This window comes from Bartonella saheliensis (assembly GCF_902162175.1).
This window is the reverse complement of the sequence record NZ_LR607263.1, coordinates 1-4,740: the sequence shown is the minus strand read 5'-3', so window position 1 is coordinate 4,740 and position 4,740 is coordinate 1. Positions and strand designations below refer to the sequence as shown.

The 4,740-nt window shown below is 33.5% G+C and carries 3 protein-coding genes; all 3 read left to right on the top strand.

Annotated features, from left to right (window positions below; genetic code table 11):
• The first annotated feature begins 348 nt into the window (after window positions 1–348).
• The 3 genes from hutH to FS875_RS09360 all read left to right on the top strand — a co-directional run bounded on the left by hutH (window position 349) and on the right by FS875_RS09360 (window position 4,557).
• A complete protein-coding gene (hutH, locus tag FS875_RS09370) occupies window positions 349–1,887 on the top strand; it encodes a histidine ammonia-lyase (RefSeq protein WP_144756049.1) in 1,539 nt (512 codons plus the stop codon).
• A 435-nt stretch (window positions 1,888–2,322) separates the two neighbouring features.
• Window positions 2,323–2,688: a hypothetical protein gene (locus FS875_RS09365; protein ID WP_144756047.1), complete on the top strand. Its 366-nt coding sequence runs from the start codon at window positions 2,323–2,325 to the stop codon at window positions 2,686–2,688.
• Between the two features lie 486 nt (window positions 2,689–3,174).
• Complete coding sequence (locus FS875_RS09360) at window positions 3,175–4,557, top strand: amino acid permease (protein WP_144756045.1); 1,383 nt, start codon at window positions 3,175–3,177, stop codon at window positions 4,555–4,557.
• Window positions 4,558–4,740 lie beyond the last annotated feature (183 nt).

The following is a 4,740-nucleotide window of genomic DNA, read 5'->3' as shown; positions in this document are numbered from 1 at the left end:
GTCCTATAACTAACTATAGTAAAATACTTCCAATGCTATATTTAAATAGCTGAATTTACTTAATTTTATTTTTAAAAGGGGGATTTATGATACATAAAAATACAAACAGATTCTTTAAGAAATAAAAAGCAAACTCTGACTAGAACGAGGAAAACATCTATAAAAGCTTCTCTCATAAGCTAAAGAAAACGGATTAATTTTGCTTTTTATAAATTTAAAAAGGATGCGTAAAGCTTATTTAGCTGATTGGTTTGAGTTCTTCTCAAAGAGTAGTCATAACTTTTTTTATGTTATAGATAAGCTTAAGGATGTTAAACGCTATACTTTAAATAAATAAGAAAGAGAATTATGACTATTATATTAACACCAGGTAAGGTAACACTTAGTGAACTTGAGGCTGTTTATTTCAATGGTGAAGTAAGCAAACTTCACAGCGATACCTATTTGTCTATTAAAAAGGGAGCAGAACGCATTGCTGAAATTTCTGCGGGGAGGGAGCCAGTTTATGGTGTCAATACTGGTTTTGGCAAATTGGCTTCGATTAAAATTGATGCAAACGATGTCGCTATTTTACAAAGAAATCTTATTTTATCACATTGCTGTGGTGTAGGAGAACCTTTAGCTGAAAATATTGTACGTTTGATCATGACTTTAAAGCTTCTTTCTTTGGGGAGAGGAGCCTCTGGTGTTCGTTTAGAGCTGATACATTTGCTCGAAAATATGCTTGAAAAAGGCGTGCTTCCTGTCATTCCTGAAAAGGGGTCTGTTGGTGCATCAGGTGATCTTGCTCCACTTGCTCATATGGCTGCTGTTATGATGGGAGAGGGAGAAGCATTTTTTCAAAATATTCGCATGAGTGGAGCTGCGGCTTTAGAAAAAGCCGGATTATCTCCTATTGTCTTAGAGGCAAAAGAAGGATTAGCTCTTATTAATGGTACACAAACATCCACAGCACTTGCTCTTGCGGGCCTTTTCCGTAGTCATCGGGCATTATGTGGTGGACTTCTTGCAGGGGCATTAACAACCGATGCTATCATGGGATCAACAGCACCGTTTCATCCTGATATCCATATTTTACGAGGCCATTATGGACAGATTGCTGTATCACAAACATTAGAAAAGCTTTTACAAGATTCAGGAATTCGAGCAGCACATTTGCGTGATGATGAGCGTGTACAGGATCCTTATTGTATACGTTGCCAACCACAAGTTATGGGGGCATGTTTCGATATTCTTATCGCAGCAGCAAAAACACTTATTATTGAAGCAAATGCCGTTACAGATAATCCATTGATTTTAAGGAATGGTGAAGTTGTATCAGGTGGGAATTTTCATGCTGAACCTGTAGCATTTGCGGCTGATCAAATTGCTCTTGCTCTATGTGAAATAGGTTCTATTTGCCAAAGGCGTATTGCTCTTATGGTTGATCCAGCCGTTTCTTATGGACTTCCAGCTTTTTTAGCACAAAATGCCGGTCTTAATTCAGGTTTTATGATCGCTGAAGTAACTGCCGCTGCTTTAATGTCTGAAAATAAACAAATGGCACATCCTGCTTCCGTTGATTCAACGCCAACATCAGCAAATCAAGAAGATCACGTTTCAATGGCCTGCCATGGTGCACGTCGATTATTGGCGATGAGTGACAACCTTTTTACTATTATCGGTATTGAAACACTTGTTGCAGCACAAGGAATTGAATATCGTGCTCCTCTAAAAACAAGCTCCTTCTTACAATCTATTATGGAGCATCTACGCAAAAACATTGATACTCTTAAGGAAGATCGTTACATGGCTCCAGATCTTCATAGGGCACATATACTTGTACGTGACGGGGATTTGTTATCCAGTTTACCAGAAACAATTTTTCCTTCATTAAGCCCTCAATAATATTTATTTTAAAATCAATGAGGAAGGAGCGACATTTAACGGTTAGCCTTCCTCATATGATATTTATAGGATCAATGATACTTGGCATAATTTAAAGAGATGTGTGCTCGCTCATTTTTTAATATGTATTGTAGAGCGCACCAGGTTATCTTGCTAATATTATGTTTTATGGTAATGATAGTTTATCAACAATAAAGTTATAAGAGATAATATTTTTTAACTTATTTTTCTAATAGTCTTTATTATTACTTTAGTACTATATTGTATAGATTTAAGAATTATAGATTATTAGAATGTATTTTTATAAAAATGTTTTATTATGTATTTCATTAAGTAAGTTTAACAGTTTTATTAGCTATTCTTCTGGTTTTTAGATGCTTTATGAGTTTTCCCATTACTTTTTTGTATTTTAAGTTTACAATAAAGGAGATAAAAATGTGCAAAAACAATGCATTATATATCCTAATGACTACCATTTTTTGTTTTTCACAAATTGTAGAGGTTAATATGCAGCTTTGGAGAGATAGAATTCAAGAGAGCGTTTTTGTTGCCATGGATGTACAAAGAAACAATATTCTTGTTCAAGGGACAAATAAAGCATTTATTGCTATTTCAGATCAAAATATTAGAGAAAATACTAAATCTATTATTGGAAAAATGTTTGAAAAGGTTCTTTTATTTGGAATAGATTTTGTTCTTGGAAAAGTTACATTGAAGGCGGTTAGCTTCCTTAAAAGATGGGCAGAGGCTAGATTTTCGCAAGCTTTTGCAGATTGGAAAGCTTCACTTTATAAGAACTAACTTAAACTATTGCTTTGATATTAAAAGTTATTTTATACGTACATGTTATCGTATATAATTTGTTATCATTGTGCGCTAGAAAGTAAGAGAGTTTTTTGAAAGTAACAAAAAGTTTAATATACTTGCAACTAATGAGTACATGATAAATCGCATTGCTTTTTTCAGTGCACTAAAAAGAGCAGTGCGATTTAATGTTGTATTAAATTTCGTATTTTTTGAAAAAAGAAAATACGAAATGAATTAAATGACGATTATAAAAAATTTTATTACCACTTTATCTCAATAAAATGATACAGAATTATACGCTGTAAAAAGCTGGATAATTCGTTAATAAAAGTATTTTTCATTGCCTAAGATGAAATGTCTGATAGGTCAGTGTTTTATGCTTTTTAAAAAAATATATTAGTGAGAGAAATATGAAGCTTTATTTATCATAGAGCGAGTATTTCAGTATGGATTTTATCGACATTTCAGTGAGAAGAAAAAATGGTAATAAATGAACTGAAAAGGGGTATGAACAAACGCCAAGTTATTTTTTTAGCTCTTGGTTCTGCTATTGGTACAGGCCTTTTTTACGGATCTGCACAAGCGATTAAGCTTGCTGGCCCAAGTGTTTTGATTGCCTATTGTATTGCTGGTTTAGCCATTTTTATGGTTATGCGCGCTCTTGGTGAAATGATTATTTATAATCCATTGCCCGGCTCTTTTGCCCGTTATGCTGCAAATTACATATCACCGTTGGCTGGTTTTCTAACAGGATGGACATATGTATTTGAGATGATTCTTGTTGGTTTAGCTGACATTACAGCTTTTGCCACTTATATGGGTTTTTGGTATCCCCATGTTGCTCCTTGGATATGGGCACTTAGCATTACACTGATCATTACAGGAATTAATTTAGCAGCAGTAGAGGTATATGGTGAACTAGAGTTTTGGCTATCATCCATTAAAATTATTGCTATCATTGCAATGATTATTCTAGGGATAGCAATCATTTTTTTTGGCTGGAATACCAATTCTTCTACTATCAGTGTTCACAATTTATGGGAAAATGGTGGTCTTTTTCCCAATGGGTGGTTTGGTTTTTTGGCTTGTTTTAGTGTTGTTGTCTTTGCTTTTGGTGGTATAGAAATCATAGGTATGGCAGTGATGGAAGTACAAAATCCTCATCACACAATCTCAAAAGCAATTAATTCTACTCCAGTTCGTGTTTTATTTTTTTACATCATGACGTTAGCTATTTTAATGTCCCTTTATCCTTGGAATAAAATTGGTCTTATGGATAGTCCTTTTGTTTCAATTTTTGAGAATCTTGGGATTTCATATGCAGCAAATATTTTGAACATTGTTATTGTTACAGCAGCTATTTCAGCAATGAATAGTGGAATGTATGGTGCTTGTCGCATGATACATGGGTTGTCGCAAGAAGGTTATGCTTTTAAGAAATTTCAATATTTATCAAAAAATGGTATACCAATTCTTGTTATTTTACTGCTCTTTGTCATCTTTCTTTTTGGCGTTATCCTTAATTATTTCTACCATGAAGGTCTTTTCTTTCTTATTGCTGCAATGGCAACATTTGCAACCGTTTTTGTGTGGATGATGATTTTACTTTCGCAAATTTTTATGCGGCTTAAAATGTCTAAAGAAGCACAGTCTGCTTTAAAATTTCCAATTCCTTTGTGGCCTATAGGATCGATTTTTTCTATCTTATTTATGGTTTTTATCTTTATTTTGTTAGGCTTTTTCGATGACACGCGGCCAGTTTTAATTGTAGGGGGAAGTTGGATTATCTGGCTTATTATTTGTTTTTATGCACTTAAAATTTATAATTTAAAGAAAAAAGTAAGTGAATTAAACTACGAATGAAGATTTAACTAAAAAACGAATTAAAAGTTTAGAGGAAAAGCGTTTGTTCCTCACCCCTCAGGGGTGGGGAATTATTTTTTCCTTACTATTTTTTTATTAATATTATCAATGTTTACTGCTAATCTTTATACAACAGTGACAAAACCGAATGAAACTTATTGATTGATATTAGTGTAACTAAAA

What these genes read in the sequence shown, in the direction of transcription:
- hutH (WP_144756049.1), top strand. Translation starts at nt 349, where the DNA reads ATGACTATTATATTAACACCAGGTAAGGTAACACTTAGTGAACTTGAG.
- FS875_RS09365 (WP_144756047.1), top strand. Translation starts at nt 2,323, where the DNA reads ATGTGCAAAAACAATGCATTATATATCCTAATGACTACCATTTTTTGT.
- FS875_RS09360 (WP_144756045.1), top strand. Translation starts at nt 3,175, where the DNA reads ATGGTAATAAATGAACTGAAAAGGGGTATGAACAAACGCCAAGTTATT.